Consider the following 26989-nt stretch of genomic DNA (forward strand, 5'->3'; position numbering starts at 1 on the left):
CGGATTATCCTCACTTGGATGCCTCGCCCGCCTGGTTGGCGGCGGTCTTTTTGGCGGCGGCGATCATCAGCTTGATGCGGTTGAGCTGGTTGGCCTCGCTGGCGCCCGGATCGTAGTCGATGCTCACGATGTTGGCCTCGGGGTGCAGTCGGCGGATCTTGCCGAACATGCCGCGGCCGGTCACATGGTTGGGCAGGCAGGCGAACGGCTGCGCGCACACCACGTTCGGGCATCCCTGCTCGATGAGCTCCAGGATCTCGGCGGTCAGCAGCCAGCCTTCGCCGGCCTGCACGCCGATCGAGGTGACCTCGGCCGCCTTCTTGACCAGTTCGGGCATCGGCTCGTCCTGCTGGAACTTGCCGTTCGACGTGGCGATCGCGGCGCGCACCGGATTCATATACCGGTCCAAGCCCCAGCGCATCAGCGCGTAGGCCGTCTTGTTGCCGCCGGTGCCGAGATTGCGCTCGTTCCAATCGGAGATGTAGGGACGCGTGGTCATGAACTCCATGATGCCGGGCACCACCGCCTCGCAATCCTGCGATTCGATGACGTCGACCACATGGTTGTTCGCGTCCGGCTGGTACTTGACGAGGATCTCGCCCACCACGCCGACTCGCACCTTGCGCGGAATATCCTTCAACGGCAGCGCGTCGAAGGACTTGACGATCTCCTTGACGAGCTTGGGATACGGCAGATAGCCCATGCCCACGCCCAGCGTCTTGCGCGCTGTTTTGGAATGGCCGTGGTGTTCGAGCGTTTCGCGCACAATGGTGTCCCACTGGCGGTACAACGCGTCCGCGGAGCCGGGTTCGACCTCGTAGGGACGCACGCGGTACAGGCATTTCATCAGCAGGTCGCCGATGATCAGCGCCTTGATCGCGCGATGCAGCAGCGTGGGCGTGGCGGTGAAGCCGGGATTGTCCTCGATGCCCTGCGTGGAGATGGCGATCACCGGGATCTGCGGGTAGCCCGCGTCGACCAACGCCTTGCGGATCAGACCGAAATAGTTGGTCGCACGGCACATGCCGCCGGTCTGCGTGATGGCCAGAGCCGTGGTGTCCGGATCGTATTTGCCTTCGATGATCGCGTCCACCAGCTGGCCGATGACCATGATGGCCGGATAGCAGGCGTCGTTGTTCACGTATTTGAGGCCGGTTTCGACATCCTCATGGCTGGCGTGTTCGAGGATGTCGAACTTGTATCCGCCAGAACGGATCACGGATTCCACCAGCGAGAAGTGGATCGGGCTCATCTGCGGGGCCACGATCGTGTAGTCCTTCTTCATGGACTTGCCGAAGGGCACGCGGTTCGCGTAGCGGCTCATCGTCGCGTTGTTGTGGCCGGAGCCGGACTTCTGGGCGGCGCTCTCCGACGCGCGTTTCGAGGCGTCCTTGACCGCCTGGGTAAGCTTCGGATTGGCTTTCATCGTGGCGTCGAGCAGCACCTGACGGCCCGGAGTCGGCGCTTCGGATCCGGTTTTGCGGAATCCCGTGGACTTCGGAGCCGTACGGGAGGCGAGTCTGGCCTCGGCGGCGTCGACCGCGGCCTGCGCCTTGGCGAGCTCGGCTTTGGCGGCGTCGAGATCGGCTTGGGCTTGGGCGGCGGATTCGTCGGGGGATCCCTCGACTTCGCTCGGGATGACGGAGGAAGAAGAGCTCGGGTCGACGGAGGGAAGGCTCGAGTCGGCGGAGGGAGAGCTCGAGCTGGCAGAGGAAAGGCTCTGGACGGCGGGCGAGGAGGCTTCGGTGACGTCGATGGCGGACCTGTTGCGTTCGCGCTCCTCGATGGCGGCCTTCAGCGAGCGCAGACGGATCTTCGCCGCACCGAGGTTGGAGACCTCGTCGATTTTCAGCAGCGTGTACACATCGGCCTTGTCGGCGAGGATCTCGCTCACCTGGTCGGTGGTGACGGCGTCGAGGCCGCATCCGAAGGAGTTGAGCTGCACGAGCTCCAGTCCAGGATAGGAGGCGACGAAATTGGCGGCCGTGTACAGGCGCGCGTGGTAGGCCCACTGGTTGGTGACGCGCAGCGGCATTTTGGTGACCTTGCGGTCGCCGACGTGACGGAAGCCGTTCGCGTTTTTGGCGCGCGGATCGGTCTCGTCCTGGCCGAGGAATTCGGTGAGGTTGAGCTTCTCCCCCGGCTGCAGCTCGCACACCGAATCCTCGGACAGCACCACCATGCCCAGCGAGCAGATCGTCTCGGGGATGCCGTGGTTGATTTCGGGGTCGATGTGGTAGGGGCGGCCGGCGAGCACGATGCCGCGGCAGTCGTGCTCCTTCATGTAGGCCAACGCCTTCAGGCCTTCCTGCTGCACGTCGTGCTTGAAGACCTTGTCTTCCGCGTAGGCGGCCTTGACGGCGGTCTCGGCCTCCTCGCGCGTGACGTTCGCCCACGCGAACTCGTCGACGATGCGGTCGACCATCAGCTCGTGGTTGGCGAGGTTGAAGTAGGGGTGCATGTAGCGCACGTTCTCGTCGCGCAATTCGGGCATGTTCGCGCCGATGACCAGCGGATAGTTGGCCACCACCGGGCAGTTGTAGTGGTTGTCGGCGTTCTCGACGAGATTGTCCTCATAGCTCACACACGGGTAGAAGATCGTGGTGACGCCTTTGCCCAGCAGCCATTTGATATGGCCGTGCACCAGCTTGGCCGGGTAGCAGATGTTCTCGGAGGCGATCGATTCGATGCCGGTTTCGAACAGCTCGTGCGAGCTGCGGCCGGAGATCATCACCTTGAAGCCCAGCGTGGTGAGCAGCGTGAACCAGAACGGGTAGTTCTCATACATGTTCAGGCCGCGCGGGATGCCGATCTCGCCACGGGTGGCGTTCTTGTCGGTGAGTCTGCGGTAGGCGAAGCAACGCTTGTACTTGTAGTCGTACAGGTTCGGACGGTCGGAGCGCTGTTTCTTGGCGTCGCCGCCGCGTTCGCAGCGGTTGCCGGTCACGTAGCGCGACCCGTCGGCGAAGGTGGTGATGGTGAGCTTGCAGTGGTTCTGGCACAGCTTGCAGATGTCGCGTTCGGAGGTCATCGACAGATTGTCGAGCGCCTCGCCGGTCAGAATCGACGAGCAGGTGTGGGCGACGCCGTCGACGACCACCGTATGTAAGACCTCGCCGGTGGCGCGGAAGCCGTCGGAGGCCTGCGTGGAGGACTCCTCGCCGGACGCGCCCGTCTGGGGCTGCATCGCGGCCGTCGACTGGCCGTCCATCGCGTCCGCCTCGTCCGTGTAGTGCATGCGGGCGGTGAGGGCGGCGCCGAACGCGCCCATCAGGCCGGCGATGTTCGGCCGGGTCACCTCACGTTCGGTGAGCAGTTCGAAGGCGCGCAGCACGGCGTCGTTGAGGAAGGTGCCGCCCTGCACGACGACGGTGTCGCCGAGCTCGCCCGAGTCGCGCAGTTTGATCACCTTGTACAGGGCGTTGCGCACCACCGAATAGCACAGGCCCGCGGCGATGTCCTCGATGCTCGCGCCCTCCTTCTGCGCCTGCTTGACGGAGGAGTTCATGAACACGGTGCAACGCGAGCCCAGATCCACCGGATGCGTGGAGTTGAGGGCCTTCTGCGTGAATTCCTGAATGGTCAGCCCCATCGACATGGCGAAGGTCTGCAGGAACGACCCGCAGCCGGAGGAGCAGGCCTCGTTGACGGCGATCGAGTCGATCACGCCGTCGGAGATGGCCAGATACTTCATGTCCTGACCGCCGATGTCGATGACGGCGGTGACGCCCGGGCTGGTCATTTCGGCGCCCCGGTAGTGCGCCATGGTCTCGACCACGCCCTCGTCGAGATGCAGGCCCGTGGTGATGAGGCCCTCGCCGTAGCCGGTGGCGCAGGAGCGCGCGATCCACGCCTCGGCCGGCAGTTCGGACTGGATCTGCTTGACGATGTTGATGGCGGCGGTCAGCGGGCTGCCTTCGTTGTTCGCGTACGACGACCAGACGATCTCACGGTCGTCGTTGACGAGCGTGGCCTTGATGGTGGTCGAACCCGCGTCGATGCCGAGGAAGTGCGGTCCGCGCGCGCCCTCAAGCGTGCCGACGTGCACATGCTCGCGATGGTGGCGGGCGTTGAACGCCTCACGGTCCGCCTCGGTGGGGAACAGCGGCGGCATGGTGGGCGTGTTGCTCGGCAGGTTCTCCAACTCATCCAGTCGGGCCAGGATATCGCTGCAAGGCCGGGCTTCGAAATGGTTGCCTTCGTCGTCGGTGTCGGATTCGGCGAGCAGCGCCGCGCCGTACGCCACGTACAGGTGGGCGTCGGTGGGCACGATGAACTCGTCGACCTTGCCTTCGAGCGCGCGCTGGAAGGCGGCGCGCAGCTCGCTCATGAAGAACAGCGGGCCGCCGAGGAAGATCACGGTGCCGTGGATCGGGCGGCCGGAGGCGAGGCCGGCGATGGTCTGCGTGGCCACGGCGGTGAAGATCGAGGCCGCCAGATCGGGCTTGGCCGCGCCGTCGTTGATCAGCGGCTGCAGATCGGTTTTGGCGAACACGCCGCATCGCGAGGCGATCGGATACAGGTTCTGGTATTCCTTCGCCATATCGTTGAGACCGGCGGCGTCGGTGTCGAGCAAAGTGGACATCTGGTCGATGAACGCGCCGGTGCCGCCCGCGCACGATCCGTTCATGCGCTGTTCCGGCGTGGGCTTCAGATAGGTGATTTTGGCGTCCTCGCCGCCGAGTTCGATGATCACATCGGCCTGCGGATACTCCGCATCGATCGCCTCGGTTTCGGCGATCACCTCCTGGACGAACGGCACATGCAGATTGTCGGCGAGCGCGAGTCCGCCGGAGCCTGTGATGGCCAGACGGATGGGTTCGTCTCCTCGGCCGAGTTCGGCCAGTGTCTCACGGATGTCGACCAACAGTCCCGCCACGGTGGCGCGCACGTTGGCGTGATGGCGGCGGTAGTCGGAGAACAGGGTGTCGCCGAGCGCGTCGGACTGGTCCAACACCACGGCCTTGACCGTGGTGGAACCAATATCCAATCCCACACGCAGCGGCTTGACCTTGCGAGTCGTCGCGGTGACGTCAACCATACTTGTCCTCATCTGCTCTGTTTCTGGGATGCCATGCAATGGTCCTTGGCGGCCGGTCGGGCATGGCTACGCCCAGCTACTCATATAGGTAATGTAGTCGGTCGCCTCGTCAGACAGGTCGTGGTTCGTGCCGTTTTCGCTCGTAGAATGCATACAAACCGACATTTTCCTTGATTATGTCGGCATATGGGCCGCCTGCGCGGACGGGTATACTGGGGCGCATGAGTGAAACCTTCATCATCCGCAAACTCGTCAACGACGACGCCACCGCGACCATCAGCGACTACGGCGCGCATGTGCTGTCCTACGCCCCCGCGGGGCATGAACCGGTGGTCTGGCAGCCCGAGGCGGTCTATCTCGCATCGGGTTCCGCCATCCGCGGCGGTGTGCCGATCATCTTCCCGTGGTTCAACACCGGCTACGACGGCGGCCGCCCCGTGAACAAGAAGCCGAAGCATGGATTCGCCCGCGCGAGCTTCTGGAAGTTCGACGAGGCCAACTCCGACCGTGCCGGCCATGCGCGCTATATCTTGGATTCCGCTGATTGCGAGCCCGAACTGCTGCGGACGATCGGCTGCCCCGATCCGCGGTTCCGGGCCGTCTACGATGTGACGGTGGGCGAACGTCTGACCATGGCGCTGACCGTCACCAACACGGGCTCCCAGCCGCTGGTCTACGAGGCCGCGCTGCACACGTACTTCCAGGTGGGCGATGTGGAGCGGACCGTGGTGCGCGGGCTGGAGTCCGCCGGATATCTCGACAACGCCCAGGATGGCGTGCCCTATGTCGAAGCGAGCGGCGAGGCGATCACCTTCGACGGCATGGTGGACCGCACGTATGAGGTGGACGGCGCGGTGCGTATCGAGGATGCCGTGTTGGGCCGCACCATCGTGGTTGGGAAATCGGGCGCCCCGCAGACCGTGGTATGGAATCCCGGCGAGGCCGCGGGCGATGCGATCGGCGACATGAACCAAGGCGAATGGCGCGGATTCGTCTGCGTCGAGGCGGTCGCGCGGTTGGACCGCGGCATCGCGTTGGAGCCGGGCGCCACGCATACGCTGACGCAGACGGTGTCGCTCGCCTGACGCAATCCAACACGCGCCCGTTGCTTATGGCGAAGGCCGCCGAATCCACTGGTTCGGCGGCCTTCGCCATATCGGAACATGGACGTCGGTTCTTCGACGGTCGGATTCGCGTGTTCGCTCAGCTGGCCTGCTGCCCTTCGCCGGCGGCGCGATCCTTGCCGTAGATTTCGGGGATGAACCGCTCCTGGTCGTGCAGTTTGGCCCAGATCACCGGCTCCCCCGCAGCCAACGATTTCGGCACGTCGAGGATGCGCTGGTTCGCGGAGCCGCGGAACTGCAGCAGCGAATCATGCTGGGGCTTCAGGTAGCGGCCGTCCACGAGGATGTCGATGAGTTCGAGCAGCTCGCGCTTGTCGGGGGTCTCCCCCTCGCGCATCAGCTCCTCCCATGTGTAGCCGGTCCAGCTCCAGATGTCCTTGGTGTGGCCGAATTCACGGCGGATCCGCCGCGCGAGCGGCACCAGCACCGGTGTGGCGAGCATGGGTTCGCCGCCGAGGAAGGTGATGCCCTGCACCCAGGGTTGGGCCAGATCGGTGATGATCCTGTCCTCAAGCGCCTGCGTGTACTCGTGCCCCGCCTGGAAATCCCAGATGGAGGCGTTGAAGCATTCCACGCAGTGGAACGGGCATCCGGAGACGTAGAGCGAATTGCGCACGCCTACGCCGTCGGTGACGATGAAGGTTTTGTAGTCGGCGATCATACGCTTGGACATGCGGCGGCCATCCCACTGCCCGGCGCGCGGATCGTTGGCGAATCCGCCGCTGGGAATGGAGGGGCCGCGCCCTGTCTCGCCGGCCGCGAAGTCGCGGCGCGTGGTCACTTGGTTTCCTCGAACCATTCGCGGGTGTTGCCGTCGTCCAGCACCACCCTGCCGGTGGAGCCGCTCATATGCTTGACGCGATGGGCGATCTCCTCATGGCGGCCGTGCACCATCGGGCGCTGCACCGGCGAGCCCAGATAGCCGCAGGTGCGCTTGGTGACGTTGCACTTATCCGGGTTGGAATTGCCGCACTCGGGGCACTTGAAGCCCTCCTCGGTCGGTTCGAAGTCGCCTTGGAAGCCGCATTCGAAGCAGTGGTCGATCGGGGTGTTGGTGCCCAGATAGCCGATGCCGATGTTGTAGGCGTAGTCCCACACGGCCTCGAGCGCCTTCGGATTGTCCTGCAGGCACGGGTACTCGCAGTAGTTGATGAAGCCGCCGGAAGCGTAGTACGGGAAGTCCTTCTCGTAGTTGAGCTTCTCCATCGGGGTGGGCTGCAGCCACACGGGATAGTGGAAGGAGTTGGTGTAGAAGTCGTGGTCGGTCACGCCGGCCACCTCGCCGAACTTCTCGCGGTCCATGCGGTTGAATCGGTCGGTCAGGGACTCGGCGGGCGTGGAGTACACGGAATAATGGTAGTCCTCCGCATGGCTCCACTGCTTGCACAGCTCGTTCATGCGCTTGACGATGGACAGCGCGAACTCCTTGCCTTCCGGATCCCAGCCATGGTCGCGGATCCAATGCTCGCCGTAGAAGACGGCGGTCGCCTCGGCCAGGCCGATGTAGCCCAGCGACACGGTGGCGCGCTCGCCTCGGAAGAGCTGGTCGATGTTGTCGTTCGCGCCGAGACGGCCGAAGGCGCCGTAGCGGAACAGGGTGGGCGCGTTGACCGGCGTGGCCTGCTTGCAGCGCATGATGCGGAACTGCAGGGCCTGGTGCGCGATCTCCATACGCTCGTTGAACAGCTTCCAGAAGCGTTCCTTGTCGCCGTGGGATTCCAAGGCGATGCGCGGCACGTTGACGGTGACCACGCCGAGGTTCATACGGCCGTCCTCCTCGTCCTGGCCGGTTTCGGGATTGATCCAGCCCTGCAGGAAGGAACGGCAGCCCATCGGCGCCTTGAAGCTGCCGGTGATCTTGACGATGTTCTCATAGAACACCACGTCCGGATACATGCGCTTGGTGGCGGATTCGAGGGCGAGCTGCTTCAGGTCGTAGTTCGGGTCGCCCGGATCGGCGTTCACGCCGTGCTTGACGGTGAACACAAGCTTCGGGAAGATCGCGGTGTGGTGCTCCTTGCCGAGGCCGCGGATGCGGTTGAGCAGCATGGCGCGCTGGATCTCGCGGGCGAACCAGTCGGTGCCCAGACCGAAGCCGATGGTGACGAACGGGGTCTGTCCGTTGCTCACGCGGTTGGAGTTGATCTGGTACTCCATGGTCTGCATGGCGTCGTAGATGGCCTTGCGGGTGCGGATCTTGGCGAGGATCTCACGCTCCTGCTCCAGTTCGTCGACATCCGTATGGAACGGCGTGTCCATCGGCAACGGCTCGCGGGAGCCGAAATGCAGCTTGGAGGGCTCGTTGCGCTTGGCGTTCTCCACCTGGCGGCGGGCGAACTCCACAGGCATGCCGTCGGGAATGGTCTCGCGGGCCTCCTCAAGGAACTTCTCGTAATCCTTGCGGGCGTAGCGGGCCAGATGCTCGTCGGCGCGGTTGGCGGTCTGGCCGCCGTACTGGCTGGAGGCCACATCCTTCATGATCTGGGTGATCTGCGTGGCGGCGATGGCGATGGACTTCGGGGAGGCCATGGGCGCGTTGCCGAGGGTGAAGCCGTTGGCCAGCATGTCCCAGAAGTTCGGCAGCGAGCAGTTGGACTGCGCGGTGAACGGGGAGTAGTCGGCGTCGTGGAAGTGGATGTCGCCCTTCATATGCGCGTTCGACACGGCCGGGGGCAGCATGTTGAACGCCGCGGCCTTGGACACGGCGCCGGCCAGCAGGTCGCGCTGGGTGGCGTAGACGTTGGAGTCCTTGTTCGCGTTCTCGTGGATCAGCGTCGGATCATGGTTGATGAAGCGGGAGACGGCCTCGTTCACATCGGTGGCCTTGGCTCGCTCGATGTCGCGGTCGAGACGGTAGTTCGTGTAGTTGCGGGCCACGTCGTACAGGTGGCGCTCGATCAACGCGTGCTCGACGAGGTTCTGGATGTCCTCGATTTTGGCGGGACCGGCGTAGCGTTCCTTGATCTCGCCTTCGATCTGGTCGGAGATGCCGCGGATGAGCTTCTCCTCCTCGGGGCCGATCCGCTTGTCCAAATCCTCGAACGCGGACTTCACCGCGGAGATGATGTTCAGCGGGTCGAAGTCGACGACGCGACCGTCACGCTTCTCCACCAACACCACGGAGACCCTCGCCCCTTGCTTGGTTTTCGCGGTGCTCTCCAGAACCTGTGCGTCCATCGGTCGTCCCTTTCCTAGTACCTCGAACCGCCCCTGTGGCGGCCGTACGTGCTGCCTTAATTACACACGTGTGATTCAATCAGCTTTATGAACTGTACGACAAGGGCACCCCTATATCTAGTACCGCAATGCGGCGTGTCTACTATTTATAGTGGTTTTTGGCGTATTTCCGCCAAAACTACATGTGTGTGATTAAGGTAACGATTTCGCCTCAGCGTGTCGTGCGCGCCCCTTTCGCGGAACCGCCGCGGGCGCGGATCCTTCGACTCCACTTTGCTCCGCTCAGGATGACGGCAAGGCAGCTGCGTCCTCCCAAAGCGGGCGTGTCTTCCCAGAGCGGGCGTCCCCTCTCGTCATCCCGAGCGAAGCCGAGGAATCCCGACCCATATGCGGCAACACCGCCATAGACACGCATGTCCTTTATATAGAGGAATGTTGAGGGCTATGACATCGTTTATGGAAACCATGAATCCGGGCGCGCCCGCCGCCGTGGACATCCCCGCCGAGCCGCGGCCGCTGGACCAGCTGCCCGCGCGCGCCGGCGATACCACGGCGGCCAATCCATGGCCGGTAAGCGTCCTGAGCCAGAAGTTCCACATGGCCGTGGACCGCTGGCCCTCGGCCTGGGTCTGCGGGCAGATCACACAGATCAACACACGCCGCGCCGGCTCCGCCTACATCACCCTGCGCGACGACTTCGAGGACATCGCGATGGAGGTCAACGGCTTCGGCCAGTTCGCCGCGGCCGCCTCGCAATTCGTGCAGGGCGACCGCGTGGTGATCCACGGCAAACCGAACCTGTGGACGAAACGCACCTCGCTGTCGTTGCGCGGCGACACGATCCTGCGCGTCGGCGCTGGCGGCAGCCTGAAGGCCATGATCGACGAACTGCGCAAGCGGCTCAAGGGAGAAGGCCTGTTCGACGAGGACCACAAACTTTCCCTGCCCCAATTCCCCGGCCGCATCGGCCTGATATGCGCGCCGCAGGCCCGTGCCGAAGGCGATGTGATCACCAATGTGAATCTGCGTTGGCCGGCCGTGGAGTTCTCGGTCGTGCACGTGCACGTGCAGGGAGAACAGTGCCCCGCGGATGTGGTCAAAGCCATCGAACAATTGGACGCCGACCCACAGGTGGACGTGATCATCGTGGCCCGCGGCGGCGGCGCGTTCGAGGATCTCATCGGATTCTCCGACGAGCGTGTGGTGCGCGCGGCCTATGCCTGCGCCACTCCTCTGGTCTCCGCCATCGGACATGAGGACGATTGGACGCTGCTGGATCTGGTGGCCGACATGCGCGCCTCCACACCGACCGACGCGGCCAAACGTGTGGTGCCGGACGTGCGCGAGCAACAACAGCTGATCGAGAACGCCATCGGCCAGATGCGGCTGCGCGTGCGCGCCCGCGTGGAGAACGAGATCCGTCTGGTCGAAGGCTATGCGAACCGGCCGAGCCTAACCCAGCCGCTGACCATGCTGGAACCCCACCAACGGTTCGTGGACGAGGCGCTGCAACGATTGGACATCGGCCTGCGTCGCATCGCCGACGACGCGGCGCTCACCGTCGAGAAGGCGCACGCCTCGCTCACCGCGCTCAGTCCCCAATCCACACTGAACCGCGGCTATGCCGTCGTGCAGACCGCCGACGGGCATGTGCTCGACGACGCGGCTCGCGTCTCTCCCGGCGACGAACTCACACTGACCCTGAAGCGCGGCGTCCTCACCGCCCAAGCCACGTCATCCACCGTCGACTGAGCCGCCCGTCGCCCCAACATTCCCGAATCCCGACCACCCCGTCAGCCTCCGAATCCCGGACGCACCCGTCCCGGACGGCGCCATCCACCATCCCGAGCAACACCACCTACCACCCAAGTGACACCACCCGTCATCCCGAACGACACCACCCGTCATCCCGAGCGAAGTCGAGGGATCTCACAGAAAGCAGAACCACATGACCGAGAAAAACACCGCCCCCGCATCCTCCCTCAGCGATAAGGAACGCGAGGCCATCGCGCAGATGCCGTACGAGGAGGCGCGCGACAAGCTCATCCAAGCCGTGCAGGCGCTGGAGGCAGGAGGACTCAACCTCGACCAGTCGATGCGTCAATGGGAGATCGGCGAGGCGCTGGCCAAGCGCGCGCAGAGTCTGCTCAACGACGTGCGCGCCAAGCTGGACGCCGCCCAAGCCGCGCAATCCTCCGGCGCGGACACGGCGGGGACTCAGGACAATCTGTCCTGAGTCCCATTCGCGGCACGCCGCTCACCTCGCCTACACGCGCCCCACAGGGGCCCGCGCTCCACGGCTCGGCCCAGGACAATCTGTCCTGAGTCCCATTCGCGGCACGCCGCCCACCTCGCCTACACGCGCCCCACAGGGGCCCGCGCTTCACGGCTCAGCCCAGTGATTCGCCGAGTCCTGCCGTGGCGCGGAGTTTAATAGATGGCGTAACCGCCGTCGATCTGCAGATTGGCGCCGGTGATATACGAGGACGCGTCGCTGGCGAGGAACAGCAGCGCGCCCGCCAATTCGTCGTTGCAGCCGAAACGCTTCATCGGCACCACATCGATCATCGCGTCGTGCACCGCGTCGTCGATGCGGCCGGCGTGGATGCCCGACCATACGTATCCGGGAGAGATCACGTTGGAGCGGATGCCGTACGGAGCCAGCGCGGCGCCCAGATAACGCGCGTACTCGTAGATGCCGGCCTTGGTCGCGCCGTACGCGGCGACCGGCGAGGGGCCTCCGGCGATGTAGTTCGCGTTGTGCCCGGATAGGGACGAGGTGAAGATCAGCGAGCCGCCATGCCCATGCTCGCGCATGATGTTCTGGGCGATCTGCGCGGTCATATAGGCACCGGTCAGATTGATGTCGATGGTTGTACGCCACACCTCATACGGCTCGTCGGCGTCGTCGCCGGGCACGTTGACGCCGGCGTTCAGAAACGCGACGTCGACCGTGCCAAGCTCGTCCACCAATTGGGTTTTCAGCGCGGCGACCTGCTCGCGGTCGGACACGTCGCACAGCATCGGCACGACGCGCACGCCATAGCGTTCGGATAGTTCGGCCGCCAGCGCCTCCAACTCGCCCTTTTTCGGTTCGATGTCGACGATGGCCACGTCAGCGCCGGCCTCCGCCCACGCGGCGGCGGCGTTGCGTCCGATGCCGCCGGCACCGCCGGTGACGAAGCCTTTCTTGCCGTTCAACGAAAACTTGTCCATCACCTTATAGTCGGGATCGCGCCATTTATCGAGGGGATAGATCGCATCATAGTCACGCATGTCGTTGCCTTTCTCACGTCACGTCGTTGTTCCGTCCGGCGCTTGGCCGTACCGCAACGCTATCATCCCGGCGCGCGAATTCGCCGGCAATCAGCAACGCCACGCCGGGCGGTGAATCATCTACGGGCGGTTGCCTTGCCCTACGGGCGGCTGCACGCCACCTTCGGGCGGCCGTCTTGCCCTACGGGCGGCAATCCCCGCCTTCGGGCGGTCAAGGATTTTGTCCACTCTCCGACATTCGTTTGTTCTCACAATAAGAAACGTTGGAATTCAGCCATTCCTGTCTTGACGAACACAATCAGCCGATGGAAACGGCCAACCCATCAACCGCCCGAAGGACAAGACAACCGCCCATAGACGGCACGCAACCGCCCATAGGCAGTACCACCCACCATCCCACGCAACACCGCACCGTCCCAAGCAACACCCCCACCATCCATGGCGTGCAACCGCCCGAGCGGAGCGGAACAGGCCGGTCGGGCGAAACCGAAGGCCAGCGCCTTACTGGAGCAGCAGCGAGCCGTACCGCCGACGCCACGCCTCCCATGCGGCGAGGTCGGCGGACTGGTTCTCCGGGGTGTCGAAGGTGGCGAGCAGCGACTGGCGCGCGAATTCGGCGAGTTCGGGCATCGTATAGCCGGCTTCGGCCAATGCGATGTAGTTGTCGGCGATGTATCCGCCGAAGTAGGCCGGATCGTCGGAGTTCACGGTGATGCGCACGCCGGCCCGGGCCAGTTCTCGCAACGGCAGGTCGCGCACATCCCCCACCACGTTGAGCCGCAGATTGGACAGCGGGCAGCAGGTGAGCGCGACGCCCCCGTCGGCCAGCCTCCGCGTCACGGCGGGATCGTCGGCGCTGTGGATGCCGTGGTCGACGCGTTCCACGTGCAGCGCGTCCAACGCGCCCGTCACATACGCGGCAGAGCCCTCCTCACCGGCGTGGGCGACGCGATGCAGGCCCATCGCCGCGGCCCGCGCATACACTTCGGCGAACGGCTCGGGCGGATATCCCACTTCGGCGGAGTCCAGTCCGATGCCGATCAGGTCGCCGGCGCGATGCTCCACCGCATCCAACGTGGCCATGGCGGATTCCACCGGACGGTCGCGCAGCATGCACACGATCAGGTCGCCGCGGATGCCGTAACGCTCGCGTCCGATGGCCAGCCCCTCCAGCAATCCGTCCATGACGGTGTCGATGCCGCAGCCGTTGTCCATATGCACTTGCGGATCGAAGAAAATCTCCGCGCGACGCACGCCATCCGCATGCGCGCGCTCGAGATACGCGAGCATCAGATCGCGGAAGTCCTCACGCGAGCGCAGCACGGTCATCAGCCGGTAGTACAGGTCCAGGAAGGACGGCAGATTCTCGAAGGCGTACTGGCGCTTGAGGTCGTCGAGATCTCGGTACGGCAGTTCGATATGGTTGCGCGCGGCCAGCCGCAACGCCAGCTCAGGCTCCAACGATCCTTCGATATGCAGATGCAGCTCCGCCTTCGGCATGTCGCGCAATGCTTGGATGGTGGTCGAATCGGATGCCGCCGCGTTCATCATAGGAGTTCCTTCCCTTGCGACGCCGTGGGAATCGGCGGCGCCGCCTCCATTGCGGACCAGCCGTATCGCACCCGTCGTTCACTGTGAATGCCCCAACCGTACAGCAAAGCGGCACGCTTTTCCAGACAACGCACCGGCGGGCTCGGCCGTTGACATGTCGAAGGAATGGTGCCCCAGACAGGAATCGAACCTGCGACACCATCTTTAGGAGAGATGTGCTCTATCCACTGAGCTACTGGGGCAACGAGTTGATATTGTACACGCGTTTCGCACCTGATTCGACCAATTGTCGCAGCCGATGTTGCCGGAACAATGATGCAAACACAAAGGGCGCTCCTTTCTAAAGGTGGTGTCGTAGGTTCGATTCCTATCTGGGGCACACTTGTTCTCCGCCCTCCAGCGCGCCCATCGAACAGTTCGTGCCGGTTTGGTGCAAACCGGCGAATCAGCCCGGCGAACGAGTGCGCGCGCCAAGCCCCATGCGTTAAGGTGGCAGTTCGCGGTCACGCACACGATTCGACGACAGACAGGAGGCATAAATGGCAAGATCGGCTGGCAAAGGCAGGAGACGTCATCGTATTCTCGGCGCGTTCGCCGGAATCTTCGCCGTCGCGGCGCTGCTGGGCACGGCCGCGCGCGAGCTTCCCGCCGACCTGCAGGAACTCCCCTATGTGCCGGTCGTCGTCTCCGCCACGCCGTGGTTCACGCTATTGGCGTTACTCGCGCTGCTGCTCGCCATCGTCTCCCGTCGTGTGGTTGTGGCGCTGATCGCCATCGCTTCCATCGGATTGAACGTCTACTGGCAGTTGCCGTTCTTTCAACCATCCGCCACACTGCCCGACGAGGCGCAGCAAGCGGTGGCCTCGGCCTCGGCCGACACCTCGGACGCCTACGCGCGAGTGATGACGCTCAACGTCTACAAAGGACAGGCCGACGCGCAGGAGATCGTCGATCTGGTGCGAGACCAGCGCATCGAGGTGCTGGCTCTGCAGGAGACGACCGACGATTTCGTGGAGCGCCTGAACGAGGCGGGCATCGAATATTACCTGCCGTACGCCAACGTCTCCTCGTCCGACGGCGTGTACGGCAACGGCATCTGGTCGGCCGCGCCGCAATCCGATCCGGCCGACGACGATGTGAATTCCAGCGCCTCATTCATGCCGGGCGGCACGGTGGACTTCGCCGGCACCGCGGTGCGCTTCGTCTCCGTGCATACCACCGCCCCGGTTCCCGGCTATTGGGCCCAGTGGAAACGCTCGCTGGACGAACTCGCCCTGATGCGAGCCGACACCGACACACGATACATATTCATGGGCGATTTCAACGCCACCTACGACCACACGCCATTCCGCAACTTCCTCGGCGACCGATTCACGGACGCGGCCCGCCAGTCCGGACACGGATTCACCTTCACTTGGCCCATGGACCGCCCGTATCTGCCCGCCTTCGCCGGCATCGACCATGTGGTGCTCGACCAGGGCATGACGGCAGGCCAATGCCAGACGGTGGAAGTCACCGGATCGGACCACGCGGCCCTGCTGGCGACCGTCGCGGTGCGGTAGAGCGGGGCGCGGCGCAACACACGCGGTGCGGCCGTCCAAACGGATTCCTAACGCCTGGGCGGCTAGACTGGAGGCGTCTCATCGGGCAGCCAAAGGAGTCCACCGTGACCGCATCCATCGCCCAGCCATCATCCAGCCGACCTCCGGCCATCGAAATCGACCATCTGACCAAACGCTACGGCGCGGCCCGCGGCATCGACGACGTCAGCTTCACGGTATACCCAGGCGAGATCTTCGGATTCATCGGCCCGAACGGCGCGGGCAAATCCACCACCATACGCACCCTCTTGGGGCTGATCCGCAAAACCTCCGGACAGGCGCGCGTGCTCGGCCTCGACATCGAACGCGACCACGTCGACATCATGCACCATGTGGGATATCTGCCCAGCGAGGTGTTCTACTACGACGGCATGCGGGCCAAGGATCTGCTGGCCTACGCGGCCAGTTTCCATCCGGAGCGGGACTGCGCCGGACGCATTCGCGAACTCGCCGAACGACTCGATCTGGACCTGAACCGCAGAATCGAGGATATGAGCCTTGGCAACCGCAAAAAGGTGGGCATCATCCAAGGTCTGCTGCACTCCCCCGAGGTCATCATGCTTGACGAGCCGACCAGCGGTCTCGATCCGCTGATGCAGCGCACGTTCTTCGATGTGATTCGCGAAGAGGCCGACCGCGGCGCCACCATCCTGTTCTCCAGCCATATCCTCAGCGAGGTGCAGCGCATCTGCGACCGCGTGGCCATCATCAAAGACGGCCGCATCATCGCCGTGCGGGCCATCGAGGAGATGCGGCGGGCATCGGTCAAACAAGTGCGTCTGATGATGCCTTCCCCAAACGGTTCCTCGGTCTCCTCCGACATCGGCCGTCTCGCCGCGTTGCCCGGAGTGCGTTCGTTTGAGATCCTCGAAAGCCGAGGAGACGCCTCGACCCCGACCGGCACCGGACAATCCGATATACGGCGATCCGCCCCGCAGCAGGCCGCCATGGCGACGTTCCTGTTCGAGGGCGAAGCGAACCGGCTGATCGGACATCTCGCGTCGTTCGATCTTGCCGATGTGGAGATCACCGAGCCGACGCTCGAAGAGGTGTTCATGCATTACTACACCGACGAACGCTCCGCCTGCGAGCCTGGCGAGGCCGCGCGATGATCCATGTGTTCCTTTTCGAATTGCGTTCGCTCGCGCGGGGTTTCGCCGTGGCGGCCGTCGCCTTGCTGGGACTGCTGGTGTTGTTCGTCGGCGGCGCCTATCCGATCTACCGCGACGCCAAACCACAGGTCATGGCGATACTCGACGACTTCCCGCCCCAATTCGCGGCGGCGTTCGGCGTCAGCGACGATATCTTCACATTCGCCGGATTCTACCGGTTCAGTTACCTGTATCTCGCCCTGATCGCCGCCATCGCGGCAGGCTCGTGGGGGTTGGGGTCGTTCTCACGGGAGCGTCGCGCGAAAACCCTGGATTTTCTACTCACGATGCCGGTGGGACGCGGCGGTGTGTTCGCGGCCAAACTGTTCGCTTGCCTGACCGGCGTGGCCGTGGTCGGAGCGCTGTATGTGGGTGCGCTGCAACTGGTGGCGACGGCCGTGGATGACGGGGCCGGCGTCGAGGCCGGGCATCTCGCCGTGGCCTCGCTCGCCGTTCCCGGGGTCGCTGTGGTGTTCCTTGCGTTCGGCGCGCTGCTCGGCGTGGCGTTGCGCCGCGTCCGTTCGGTGCCTGGCATCGCCACGGGATTGGGCGTTATGGGATTCGCCACGGCCTCGCTTCCGGGACTGACCGGCGAGGACTCCTGGCGCGCGATCGCGCCGTTCCTGTATTTCTCCCAAGACACGGCGCTGGGCGAGGGACGGTTCGAAACCGGCTGGCTGGTCGCCGCCGCCGCGGTGGCCGTGTGCTGCTTCGCCGTGTCCTGGGTTCTGTTTGTGCGAAAGGACGTGCGCGCGCGATGAATGTGTTCGTCATCGATTTGAAGGCCAACGCCAAAGCGCTGGCGGTATGGTCCGTGACGCTGGCGTTCCTCGATATCGTCGGCGTGATGAAGTTCTCCGGCTTCGCCGACGGCGGGGTCGAGGCCACCCAGCAGGTGATCGACGCCTTTCCTTCCGTCGTGCTGGCGGTGCTGGGGATTTCCGGACTGAATGTGGCCACATTCCCGGGGTTCTACGCCGTGCTCATGTTCTATATCGGCATTATGGCAGCGGCGTACGGCGTGCAATTGGGGCATGGCGCCGTGGCCCGCGAGATCGCCGACGGCACATGCGAGTTCCTGTTCACACGCCCACGCTCGCGCGCGTCGATTCTCACCGCAAAGCTCGTGGCGGCGCTGGCGTGCGTCATCGTGTTCTGCGCGGTGAATCTGCTGTCGTCCGCCGCCGGCTATGCCCTGATGGACGGACCCTCCACCGCCGACGCCATTCCATGGAAGCTGTTCGCGGCATTCACCGCATGGACCGCTCTGACCGCGCTGGTGTTCTGCGCATTGGGAGCCGTGCTGGCCGCCTGCTGCCGACGTATGGAACGGGCGGCGTTGATCGGTGGTGGCGCGGTGGTGCTGTGCTATCTGGCCGCGGTCGTCTACGATATGTTCCCGGACCATGCCGGAGTGTCCCTGATCGCCCGACTATGCTCCCCCATGCGCTACTGGCCGCCCGTCGAACTATTGGACGGCACCGTCTCCCTTCCATTCACGCTGTTGGCGGCGGCATTGGTCGCGGCCGCGTTGGCCGCCGCGTACACGGCGTTCGCCAAACGCGACCTAGTCGAATGATTCCGTGCGGATCAGTCGAACACGAAGTTCACGTCGACGTTGGGGAACCGGGAGCGCAGCGCGGATTCCAGCTCCTGTTTGCGGCTGTTGACGTGGCTGACGTTCATCGTGTCGTTCTCGCACAGCAGGTACACGTCGACCGTGTAGCTCATGCCTTGTTTGAACACGTGGACGTGGTCGAAACGGGTGCCTCCGGGCAGATGCGCACGCGCCTCACGCTCGATGCGCTCGTTGGTGTCCTCGTCGATGACGCGGCCTCCGATCAATTCGACGAATCCGTCGCGCAGCACGGTCAGCGGCTCCTTGAGCGAAATCGCCACCAAAGCGATGGTGATGAAGAAATCACCGGTGTAGTTGAGCCATCCGAGCGGCGAATCCAACGGCACGAAACTGAGGGCCAGCGCGGCCACGCCGATGCCGCCGGAAACCATGCCGTCGACCAGCGTGGTGCGCGCCTCCGCGTCGAGCATGGTGCTGGCACCATGGATGCGAGCGTTCTCATAGCGGTAGAACAGCACCATCCCCACGCAGATCGCCACCATCACCAGCTCGTACCAGACCACCGGACCGAGCACCAATGGGTCGCCTATGCCGAACCGCCAATACTCAATGGCCGCCTGCGTGACGTTGATGGTGGAGAAAGCGAGCAGCGACAGGGTCAGCACCGCCTTGACGATCGCATACAGTGGTTCCAACGCGAAAAATCCGTTGGGGAACCGGTCTGTGGTGCGCGCGCTGCGCGACGAGACGACCAGCGCCACCAGCCCGGAGATCAGCGCGATGACGGTGAACACGCCATCTAGGAAAATCGCCTCCATACCGGTAATGAAGAACACCGTCAGACCCGCGGCGCCCATCACCGCATTGCATGCGATACCCACGCCGAGCGCACGCTGTTCCACACGTTTCTGATTGAGCATCCACCACCTCGCTTTCGTCGTCGGGGCGGCTCGAATCCCATGCTAGCGGCAATACGCGGATGCCGCCGCGCATTCAGCGCGGGGCGGAGACGTGAGGTCGCACGAAGCACCACCCGACCGACGCCCGTGCGACTTTTCCGCACAGAAACAAACACGCGCATGTTACGCGGTCTGGCGGAATACAGCCATTTCAGTCGAAACCTGTTCGTTTGCGCCCCGAAAAAGGGTCGCACGGGACTTATCGCCCGATGCGACCGTGCGACGACGACCTCACCCCACAAACCTCCCCAGCCGCTCCAGCCCTTCCTCCAGCGCCTCGCGCGAAGCGGCATACGACAGACGCACATGCGTGTCGGCGGTGGCCGCGCCGAAATCACGGCCGGGGGTCAGCGCCACATGCGCGTCCGCCAACGCGCGCTCGCAGAAGGTCCACGCGTCCATTCCGGTCGAGGAGACGTTGAAGTAGGCGTAGAACGCGCCGTTCGGCTCCACCTCCACCGGCAGCCCGATGCGCTTGAGTCCCTCGACCACGATGGCGCGGCGGGCGAGCAGTTCCCGACGCCGGCGCTCGCATTCGGCGAGGCTGTCGGGGGTGAAGCAGGCGAGCGCCGCGTGTTGGGTGGGCGTATGCGCGCACAGGTAGTAGTTGGTGGCCAGATCGTCGACCGCGGTGAGCACGGCGTCGTCGTCGGGCATGATGGCCCAGCCGAGCCGCCATCCGGTCATGCCGAAGAATTTGGAGAAGCTGTTGCACACGATGGCGTCCGGATCGCAGGCGAGCACGGAACGCACCTTGGTGCCGTCCGGCTCGCGGTCGGCCAGATCGAGGTAGGTCTCGTCCACAATGCGCCATGCGCCGCGGCCGGCGGCCAGCGCGCAGACGCGGGAGAGCATGTCGAAGCCGATGGTGGTGCCGGTCGGATTCGAAGGCGAGGTGATCATCACGGCTTTGGTGCGTTCGGTCCAATACCGTTCGACGAGTTCGTCCGTCAGATGGAAGCGGGTCGCGGCGCTGGTCGGCACGTCCACGACGTTGCCTTCGAAGGAGCGCACGAGTTCGCGGTTGCATGGGTACGAGGGGTCGGCGACCATCACGTCGTCGCCGGGGTCGACGGTCAGCGCGGTGGCGAGCAGCAGCGCGGCCGAGCCTCCCGCGGTGATGACGATGCGTTTGGGGTCGATGTCGAGCGCGTGCCGTTCGTGGTAGAAGTCGGCGATGGCGCGCCTGAGTTCGGGCAGCCCCATGGCCGCGGTGTAGGGCAGGGCGCGTCCGTCGTATTGCTCGCGCATCGCGTCGCGTACGGCGGGCGGCGCGCCGAAGTCGGGCTCGCCGAGGCTGAGTTTGATCACGTCGACGCCGTCCGCGATCATGCGGTCGGCCTTTTCGCCGAACACCATCGCGCGGAAGGGGTTGGATTCCGCCGCGCGCCGCGACATCGCGGGCATCGGGGACGGGCCGCCGCCGGACGCCTTGGCGGAACCGGAGGGCTGAGACTGCTGCTGTGCTGCGCTTTCCATAATGTCGTTGTAACCGCGATTCGGGACATTGCATCCCCTCCCCGCCGAGATGCTTCGACTCCGCCCACGCCTGCGCCAGCGCGATGAAAAGAAACGGCACCTCCGTCCTGACATCCCAGGCGGGACGGCGCGCCTCCCGATGCACGGGCGGAACCGTATACTGAGGTACGACGAACCAACATCGACGTTCGAAGGAGAACCATGAGCAGGCTGAACGGCACCCGCGCAGCATTCGACACCAATGACGAGAAGGTGAACGTGGCCATTCTGGGCGCGGGACGCATCGCGCACACCATGGCCGACACGTTGGTCAAAATGGCCGCAGACCCCCGCTATGCGGACCTGATCCACCCGTATGCGGTGGCGGCCCGCGACTTGGGCCGCGCGCGGGCTTTCGCCGACCAATGGGGATTCGATCAGGCGTACGGCTCGTATGAGGATCTGGTCGCCGACCCGGCCGTGGATCTGGTGTATATCGCCACGCCGCACAGTCTGCACGCCGAACAGGCGATCCTATGCATGAAGGCCGGCAAGAACGTGCTGGTGGAGAAGTCGTTCACCGCGAACGCCGACCAGGCCCGCGAAACGCTGGACGTGGCCCGCGAGACCGGCATGCTGTGCGCGGAGGCGATCTGGACGCGGTACATGCCCAGCCGCCGGATCATCAATGAGATCCTCGGCTCGGGCGAGATCGGCGAGGTGAAGTCCGTAAGCGCCAATCTGTGCTATCCGGTGTCCGATAAGGCGCGTATGACCGATCCGAACACGGCCGGCGGAGCGCTGCTCGACGTGGGCGTGTATCCGTTGAATTTCATCGATATGGCGGTGGGCGCCGACCATGGCCGCGCGATCGACCATATGGACACCTCCATGGTGGCGCATGAGTCCGGTGTGGACGCGCAGAACTCCACCACGCTGGTCTACGACGACGGCGTGATGGCCGTTTCCGCCAGCTCGATGGTCGTCGCCTCCGACCGCGGAGGCTACGTGTGGGGCACCGAGGGATATCTGGTGGTGCATAACATCAACAATCCGGAAGGCATCGACGTGTATGGCGCGGACCATCGGCTGGCACGCCATGTCGACGTGCCCGAGCAGCTCACCGGCTACGAATACGAGGTGGCCGACGCGGCGAACGCGTTGATCGACGGCAAAACCGAATGCGAGGCCATGCCGCATAAGGACACGGTGCGCATCATGGAGCTGATGGATTCGATTCGCATGCGCTGGGGTCTGAGGTTCCCGTTCGAGGACTGAGCGTCACCGAGACGTGTCGGGTGGCGTCGTCGTATTGGGCACGACGACGTCACCCGGCGAAGTCTCGCTTGGTATGGGCCCGGCCGATGCGTCCCCGACCGGTGTGACGCCGTTTGACTTGACGTCATCAGATACGGCCGTGCCGCTGTCGCCGGTGGCATCATCGGCCGGACCGCCGACGATCTGCTCATACAGACGCTCAAGCCGCTCCTCGCGGGCGGCTTTCGTCAATTCGCACTCCCAAACGGTGATGACATGCCATCCGTCCGCCTCGAGTTGGGCCCGTTGCATCCTGTCCCGTTCGCGGTTGCGCAGCAGTTTCGCGCTCCAGAACTCCACGTTGGATTTGGGATTGCGCACGCCTTTGGGGCAATCGTCGTGCATATGCCAGAAGCATCCGTTGACGAACACGATGGTGTGCCAGCGCGGCAGCACCACATCGGGATGCCCCGGATACCGTTTGTCGTTCTTACGGAACCGCAGGCCGCGGGAGAACAGGTAACGGCGCACCATCACCTCAATCGAGGTGTCCTTGCCCCGGATGCGCGACATCGTGTACGAACGCGTGCCCCGCTCGTATTTCTCCGTTTGCTGCCCTCGTGCCACCCTCACAGCCTATACCACGGTGAGGGCGGCACCTGCTCATGCGTGTGAGCAAATTCCTCCCTCGATTACGACGGCTCATCGCGTCAGCCCAGCAGGTCGAGCAGGTCGTCCTTGGTGAGGGAGGCGATGGAGGCGACGCCAGCCGCGTCCGAACCGAGCGAGGAGGCGTCGGTGAACTGGCGCGCGAGCTCGCTTTTCGTATGTTGCAGCTCCAGAATGCGCTCTTCGATGGTGTCTTCCGCCACCACTTGGTACACGCTCACATCTTGGGTCTGCCCGATGCGATGCGCGCGGTCGGTGGCCTGGTCCTGCGCGGCGGCGTTCCACCAAGGGTCGGCGTGCACCACCACGCTGGCACCCACGAGATTCAATCCGGTGTTGCCGGCCTTCAGCGAGATCAGGAACGCCGGGGTGTCGTCCCCGTTGAAACGGTCGACCAGCTCCAAGCGGCGCTTCTTCGGCGTGGCGCCGGTGATGGAGTAATGCCTGATGCCATGCGCGTCGAAACGCGCGGCGATCATCTCCAGGAAGCTGGTGAACTGCGAGAACACCAACACCTTCTTGCCTTCGTCCATGCAGTTGGCCACCAGCTCCTCGATGGCGGCGAGTTTGGCCGACTGGTCTTTGGCGTCGTCGTACAGCAGGCGCGGATCGCAGCAGATCTGCCGCAGTTTGGTGAGCTCGGCGAGGATGCGGATTTTGGAGGTGTTGAAATCGGCGGAATCGCTGTGCTCCAACTGCATGCGCAGACGCTGCTCGTGGGCGGCGTAGAGTTTGCGCTGTTCTCCGGCAAGCCGCACGGTGACCACGGATTCGAGTTTGTCGGGCAGGTCGGTGAGCACCTGGGATTTGAGCCGGCGTTTGATGAACACGCCCACCAACGATTGCAGGCGGCGGGCCACGCGGGCGGATTCGGGATTGACTTCGGCCGCGGCGCGCCCTTCGGCGGTGCTGGCGTCGGCCGCGCGTCCATTGGCGATCGGCAGCTCGTAGCGCTCGTGGAAGCGCTTGTAGGAGCCGAGCAGCCCGGGCATCAGGAAATCGAAGATGCTCCACAATTCGCTCAGCCTGTTCTCGATCGGCGTGCCGGTAAGCGCGAACCGATGGTCGGCCGCGACGGATTTCACCGCCTTGGCGACCTGTGTGGTGTGGTTTTTGATGTATTGCGCCTCGTCAAGCGCCATCACGTCGAATCGGCGGCCGGACTTCGTGTATTCCTCCACGTCGCGGCGCAGCAAATCGTACGAGGTGATCAGCACGACGCTCGACGCGCCCCGCGGCCGTTCTTCGAAGGCCCGTGCGATGGCGGCGCGGCGTTCGGCTTTGCTGCCGGCCACCGTGCGCGCGTCGATGCCGGGCGCGAATTTGACGAATTCGGCGGCCCAGTTGTAGACCAGCGAGGCCGGACAGACGATCAGCGACACCGATTCCGTCATCCCGGACGACACCGTCTCCGTCATCCCGAGCGAAGCCGAGGGATCCCGCCCGTCCTTCTCCTGCGAGCGCGCCGCCAGCAACGCGATCAGCTGCACGGATTTGCCCAAGCCCATCTCATCGGCGAGGATGCCGCCGAATCCCTTGTCGCACAGGGTGCGCAGCCAACGGTAGCCTTCAGCCTGGTATGGCCGCAGCACGGCGGCCAACGTTTCCGGCACCTCATATCGACTGGGATCGATGACGCGCAGGTCGTCCACATACTCCTGGAAGGCGGCGTCCTTGACCGCGTCGGAGCCGTCGTCGGGCAGTTCGCCGTCCAATAGGAAGGCCTGATGCCCGGGCAGTTCGATCAGGCCGGAGTTGAGCTGCTTCTCATCAAGCCCCAGCTCGTCGGCGATGCGGTCCATGGCCTCCAGCCGCGCGCCCCGCAGGTTGACCAGCGTGCCGTCGGACAATTGGTGGTAGCGCTGGCGGCGACGGTAGGAGGCGAGCAGCGAGCCCACCTCATCCGGCGGCACCTCGTCGGCGATGGGCGAGATCTCCACGAGATTGCCCTTGATGGACAGGCCGACCTTGACGCTTGGCGGTTTGGGCGCGAGCAGTCGGTCGAATGCCGGCGTGGTGTAGACGGCGCCCACGGACCGCAAGGTCGCAAGCCCCTCGTCGAACAGGCGGATAAGCTGCGTCGTGTCGTCGCGGTCGATATATGCGGTATGCGGTTCGCGCGCGCGTGACGGCACGGGCCGTCCGAACTCACGACGATGCCCCTTCCGCGCCCCGCCCCGCGCGCCGGCGACGGACGGCATGGCGAAGAACTCACAGGCCGCGTCCAACAGCAGCCGTTCCGCGTCATAGTCGCGCCCGACGTGCACGGATTCGCCGGAAGCCGCAGGCATCAACGATATGCGGGCATCGCCGTAACGGGCTTTGACCTCGCACAGCACGCCATGCTCGTCACGGTCGAGATAGAACTCGCCCACGCACTCGACCGGACGTAGTTCGGCGAGCTCATGCGGCATCTCCCCCTCGTCGACCAGGCCCGCTTCAATCAGCCGCGGCAGCAACGTGCGGGCGAACAGCGGCACGTCGTCGCCGGGAATCGGCTGGCCCTCGCCGTCGGGTTCGAAAAGCTCTCCGATCAGCGCGGACAGCGGACGCACGCGTTTGGGGCAGCGCATGAACCGGCATCCCGACGCGGGTTTGCGGCGGGTCTCCATAAGACGGCGGTCCTGCAACGTCAACGCGGCCGCATACCCCACCGGCTCTTCTGAGGCGAGCAGCAGCCAGTCGTCATCATCGCCGCGGACCACCGTCTCCACCGCGGGCGCGCTGATAAGCAGATAGCCGGCGTCGTCGCCATACACCCGCGAATCACGCCGACGCACCGTCAGCGCCAGCTGCGCCTGTGAACCATCCACCCACACGCTGGACGGCTGATTGTGGAACCATGTGTCCAGAATCAGTCCGACTCCTCCGCCCTCGCACAGGCGCAGCAGCGCGGCGACCTCCGGCTCGCCGAGCGTCAGATGCCGGTCGATGGGGATATGCCCGTAATACCGGTCCTGCCGTTCAGCGGCCTGCCGCGCGGACATCGCCGTGGAAAGCCAGCGCATAATCCCACGCGATTCGGCGTCGAACATATTCGACGTATGGGTGAAGGCGAGTTTCTTGCCGTATTGCGCGTAGGCGCCGTCGCGCAGGTCGCCCACCAGCCGGGGAATCGATTTGAGCACATACGACGAACCGTTGGACGGCGCGCCGATGAGGAATTCCACGCTCCACACGCCGTCGATGAAACTCAAAATCGGATGCAGGTGGACCTCTCCGGGCGCGACGGTGTCGGATTCGAACGTCAAGGCCCGCGGCGACGTGGAGGATCGGCCGTGATTCCCATAGGCCCGGCCGGCGTCACGTCGGGCGGATGACGCGCGACCGCCCGACGCCGAGTCGAGACGCGCGAGCAAGGCCTCGCGTCGGGCCCGACGGGCGCGCGCCTCACGGTCGTCCTCACGTTCCATATACGCCAGCAGCGCTCTGGAGGGGCGGACCTGACCGGCTTCGTAGCCCTCGAACAGCCGCGGATCGTCGCTGAAGGCGAGCACCACGGCGGCCATATGCTTGCAGATGCCGTAGCCACGATGGTAGGCGGGGCATGTGCAGCTGCCGCCGGACATCTCACCGTCGCGAAGATCGAATTGCACGTTGGTGTCATAACAGTCGGAGGGGCTGGTCGTGCCGCGGACGACCGCGTCGAGCTCGCCGTAGCCGGTGTGCCGGTTCTCACGGTACGAGGGATCGACCAGCATGCTCCCGCTTCGACGCGCTATGCCGTGCGCGCGCTCCAACACCGCATGGGAGACGGAGCTCTCCATATCGGATTTCAACGCCGCAATCGGCACGGCGGCATGATCCGGGGGCTCCGTAAGATCCGCGAAACGTGTGCCCGACGAACCAAAGACGCGGGACGCGCGGGACGGGACGAAGGAGTTGGCGAAGGGATTGTCGGCATCATCGACATCGTCGGAACCGCCGTATGGGTATGCGTCGCCCAGATCGTCGAAGCCGCCGAATTCGTCCAAATCGTCCAGCTCGCCTTCCGTATGGACGGCACGCCAGGAACGGCCTCGACTCCCCTTGCTGCGGTTTTCGCCTCTGTCGGAATCATCGGCGAAGGGATCCTCGGGCACATGCCCGAACACTCCTGTGATGCCGTCCATATGGCTCCTTGCCCGCAAACGAATACCGGATTCC

16 protein-coding genes, 1 tRNA gene and 1 pseudogene are annotated in these 26989 nt (G+C 64.6%); 8 read left to right on the forward strand and 10 right to left on the reverse strand.

Going from position 1 to position 26989, the window contains the following annotated elements; genetic code table 11:
- Positions 1-10: 10 nt before the first annotated feature.
- The gene (locus BL8807_RS01025) at positions 11-5041 is read right to left on the reverse strand and encodes an acyl-CoA dehydratase activase-related protein (protein ID WP_072725848.1); all 5031 of its coding nucleotides are present in this window, start codon (positions 5039-5041) and stop codon (positions 11-13) included.
- Positions 5042-5262: 221 nt separating this feature from the next.
- Here BL8807_RS01025 and BL8807_RS01030 point away from each other — a divergent pair, with 221 nt between their 5' ends.
- Positions 5263-6126, forward strand: coding sequence for a D-hexose-6-phosphate mutarotase (locus tag BL8807_RS01030; protein ID WP_072725847.1), 864 nt, complete (start codon positions 5263-5265; stop codon positions 6124-6126).
- Between the two features lie 118 nt (positions 6127-6244).
- On the opposite strand, the gene nrdG is transcribed toward BL8807_RS01030, so the two are convergent.
- Together nrdG and nrdD are read right to left on the reverse strand one after the other, a co-directional pair.
- Positions 6245-6946 carry an anaerobic ribonucleoside-triphosphate reductase activating protein gene (gene nrdG / locus BL8807_RS01035; protein ID WP_370737549.1) on the reverse strand — a complete coding sequence of 234 codons (702 nt, stop codon included), beginning with the start codon at positions 6944-6946 and terminating at the stop codon, positions 6245-6247.
- A complete protein-coding gene (nrdD, locus tag BL8807_RS01040; protein ID WP_072725843.1) occupies positions 6943-9342 on the reverse strand; it encodes an anaerobic ribonucleoside-triphosphate reductase in 2400 nt (799 codons plus the stop codon). Before nrdD ends, nrdG begins: the two co-directional genes overlap by 4 nt.
- Before the next feature lie 465 nt (positions 9343-9807).
- Here nrdD and xseA point away from each other — a divergent pair, with 465 nt between their 5' ends.
- Positions 9808-11094 (forward strand): exodeoxyribonuclease VII large subunit, encoded by a 1287-nt coding sequence (gene xseA / locus BL8807_RS01045; protein ID WP_226847497.1) that lies wholly within the window; start codon positions 9808-9810, stop codon positions 11092-11094.
- Between the two features lie 196 nt (positions 11095-11290).
- On the forward strand, positions 11291-11578 hold the full coding sequence (locus tag BL8807_RS01050; RefSeq protein ID WP_072725840.1) for an exodeoxyribonuclease VII small subunit: 288 nt from the start codon (positions 11291-11293) through the stop codon (positions 11576-11578).
- 194 nt (positions 11579-11772) lie between these two features.
- On the opposite strand, the gene BL8807_RS01055 is transcribed toward BL8807_RS01050, so the two are convergent.
- The 3 genes from BL8807_RS01055 to BL8807_RS01065 form a co-directional block, all read right to left on the reverse strand.
- The gene (locus BL8807_RS01055; RefSeq protein ID WP_072725839.1) at positions 11773-12618 is read right to left on the reverse strand and encodes an SDR family oxidoreductase; all 846 of its coding nucleotides are present in this window, start codon (positions 12616-12618) and stop codon (positions 11773-11775) included.
- A 501-nt stretch (positions 12619-13119) separates the two neighbouring features.
- Positions 13120-14169 (reverse strand): adenosine deaminase, encoded by a 1050-nt coding sequence (locus BL8807_RS01060; RefSeq protein ID WP_226847396.1) that lies wholly within the window; start codon positions 14167-14169, stop codon positions 13120-13122.
- A gap of 166 nt (positions 14170-14335) precedes the next feature.
- Positions 14336-14411 (reverse strand) — tRNA-Arg (locus BL8807_RS01065).
- 297 nt (positions 14412-14708) lie between these two features.
- On the opposite strand from BL8807_RS01065, the gene BL8807_RS01070 reads away from it, so the two are divergent.
- The 4 genes from BL8807_RS01070 to BL8807_RS01085 all read left to right on the forward strand — a co-directional run bounded on the left by BL8807_RS01070 (position 14709) and on the right by BL8807_RS01085 (position 18500).
- Positions 14709-15731 carry an endonuclease/exonuclease/phosphatase family protein gene (locus BL8807_RS01070; protein ID WP_072725838.1) on the forward strand — a complete coding sequence of 341 codons (1023 nt, stop codon included), beginning with the start codon at positions 14709-14711 and terminating at the stop codon, positions 15729-15731.
- A gap of 104 nt (positions 15732-15835) precedes the next feature.
- Positions 15836-16882, forward strand: a complete 1047-nt coding sequence (locus BL8807_RS01075) for an ABC transporter ATP-binding protein (RefSeq protein ID WP_226847398.1) — start codon at positions 15836-15838, stop codon at positions 16880-16882.
- Positions 16879-17682 carry an ABC transporter permease subunit gene (locus BL8807_RS01080; RefSeq protein WP_072725837.1) on the forward strand — a complete coding sequence of 268 codons (804 nt, stop codon included), beginning with the start codon at positions 16879-16881 and terminating at the stop codon, positions 17680-17682. The genes BL8807_RS01075 and BL8807_RS01080 overlap by 4 nt, the downstream gene beginning before the upstream one ends.
- Positions 17679-18500, forward strand: coding sequence for an ABC transporter permease subunit (locus BL8807_RS01085; protein ID WP_072725836.1), 822 nt, complete (start codon positions 17679-17681; stop codon positions 18498-18500). Before BL8807_RS01080 ends, BL8807_RS01085 begins: the two co-directional genes overlap by 4 nt.
- A gap of 11 nt (positions 18501-18511) precedes the next feature.
- On the opposite strand, the gene BL8807_RS01090 is transcribed toward BL8807_RS01085, so the two are convergent.
- Together BL8807_RS01090 and BL8807_RS01095 are read right to left on the reverse strand one after the other, a co-directional pair.
- Complete coding sequence (locus BL8807_RS01090; RefSeq protein ID WP_072725835.1) at positions 18512-19420, reverse strand: cation transporter; 909 nt, start codon at positions 19418-19420, stop codon at positions 18512-18514.
- A 270-nt stretch (positions 19421-19690) separates the two neighbouring features.
- Complete coding sequence (locus BL8807_RS01095; RefSeq protein WP_072725935.1) at positions 19691-20857, reverse strand: aminotransferase class I/II-fold pyridoxal phosphate-dependent enzyme; 1167 nt, start codon at positions 20855-20857, stop codon at positions 19691-19693.
- Positions 20858-21139: 282 nt separating this feature from the next.
- On the opposite strand from BL8807_RS01095, the gene BL8807_RS01100 reads away from it, so the two are divergent.
- On the forward strand, positions 21140-22195 hold the full coding sequence (locus BL8807_RS01100) for a Gfo/Idh/MocA family protein (RefSeq protein WP_072725834.1): 1056 nt from the start codon (positions 21140-21142) through the stop codon (positions 22193-22195).
- 156 nt (positions 22196-22351) lie between these two features.
- Here BL8807_RS01100 and BL8807_RS01105 read toward each other — a convergent pair.
- A pseudogene (locus BL8807_RS01105) lies at positions 22352-22747 on the reverse strand (very short patch repair endonuclease); the annotation flags it as partial.
- Positions 22748-22884: 137 nt separating this feature from the next.
- Positions 22885-26955, reverse strand: a complete 4071-nt coding sequence (locus BL8807_RS01110) for a DEAD/DEAH box helicase (RefSeq protein ID WP_072725833.1) — start codon at positions 26953-26955, stop codon at positions 22885-22887.
- Between the last annotated feature and the right edge of the window lie 34 nt (positions 26956-26989).

Source organism: Bifidobacterium lemurum (assembly GCF_014898175.1).
In the GTDB taxonomy this organism is placed as follows: Bacteria; Actinomycetota; Actinomycetes; order Actinomycetales; family Bifidobacteriaceae; genus Bifidobacterium; species Bifidobacterium lemurum.

Bases quoted from the DNA above. Each gene is read 5' to 3' on its own strand.
- BL8807_RS01080 (WP_072725837.1), top strand. From the start codon at position 16,879: ATGATCCATGTGTTCCTTTTCGAATTGCGTTCGCTCGCGCGGGGTTTC.
- BL8807_RS01060 (WP_226847396.1), bottom strand. From the start codon at position 14,169: ATGATGAACGCGGCGGCATCCGATTCGACCACCATCCAAGCATTGCGC.
- BL8807_RS01070 (WP_072725838.1), top strand. From the start codon at position 14,709: ATGGCAAGATCGGCTGGCAAAGGCAGGAGACGTCATCGTATTCTCGGC.
- nrdD (WP_072725843.1), bottom strand. From the start codon at position 9,342: ATGGACGCACAGGTTCTGGAGAGCACCGCGAAAACCAAGCAAGGGGCG.
- BL8807_RS01095 (WP_072725935.1), bottom strand. From the start codon at position 20,857: ATGTCGCGGCGCGCGGCGGAATCCAACCCCTTCCGCGCGATGGTGTTC.
- BL8807_RS01055 (WP_072725839.1), bottom strand. From the start codon at position 12,618: ATGCGTGACTATGATGCGATCTATCCCCTCGATAAATGGCGCGATCCC.
- BL8807_RS01100 (WP_072725834.1), top strand. From the start codon at position 21,140: ATGAGCAGGCTGAACGGCACCCGCGCAGCATTCGACACCAATGACGAG.
- BL8807_RS01110 (WP_072725833.1), bottom strand. From the start codon at position 26,955: ATGGACGGCATCACAGGAGTGTTCGGGCATGTGCCCGAGGATCCCTTC.
- BL8807_RS01090 (WP_072725835.1), bottom strand. From the start codon at position 19,420: ATGCTCAATCAGAAACGTGTGGAACAGCGTGCGCTCGGCGTGGGTATC.
- BL8807_RS01085 (WP_072725836.1), top strand. From the start codon at position 17,679: ATGAATGTGTTCGTCATCGATTTGAAGGCCAACGCCAAAGCGCTGGCG.
- BL8807_RS01050 (WP_072725840.1), top strand. From the start codon at position 11,291: ATGACCGAGAAAAACACCGCCCCCGCATCCTCCCTCAGCGATAAGGAA.
- xseA (WP_226847497.1), top strand. From the start codon at position 9,808: ATGAATCCGGGCGCGCCCGCCGCCGTGGACATCCCCGCCGAGCCGCGG.
- BL8807_RS01030 (WP_072725847.1), top strand. From the start codon at position 5,263: ATGAGTGAAACCTTCATCATCCGCAAACTCGTCAACGACGACGCCACC.
- BL8807_RS01025 (WP_072725848.1), bottom strand. From the start codon at position 5,041: ATGGTTGACGTCACCGCGACGACTCGCAAGGTCAAGCCGCTGCGTGTG.